The sequence below is a fragment of the Parachitinimonas caeni genome (assembly GCF_030129945.1).
Classification (GTDB): Bacteria; Pseudomonadota; Gammaproteobacteria; order Burkholderiales; family Chitinimonadaceae; genus Parachitinimonas; species Parachitinimonas caeni.
This window is the reverse complement of the sequence record NZ_JARRAF010000295.1, coordinates 1-255: the sequence shown is the minus strand read 5'-3', so window position 1 is coordinate 255 and position 255 is coordinate 1. Positions and strand designations below refer to the sequence as shown.

At 63.9% G+C, this 255-nt stretch carries 1 protein-coding gene; it reads right to left on the bottom strand.

The window, feature by feature from the left end; translation table 11 throughout:
* The coding region (locus tag PZA18_RS25900) for a hypothetical protein (protein WP_284103533.1) at positions 1-255 on the bottom strand (255 nt) is incomplete at both ends.

Genomic DNA, 255 nt, shown 5'->3' with positions numbered 1-255 from the left:
TGTCCAGGCCGGGGTTGAACACCGCCACCTCCGTGGGGAATTTTTTGCCCGGCAGGTGCTGGCCGGTGCCACGTGGGCCCAGAACCACCGCGCCCGTCAGCGCATCGCGACTGGAATCGCCCGACCATAGCTTCAGTTCGTAAGTAACGTGAATATCACGCGTCGGCTGCAGTACGGCGCGGGTATCCCACACCAGGCCCTTGCTATCCCAATACCAGCCGGCTTCGACCGGCCGGGTGGCCGGGGATTTATAGC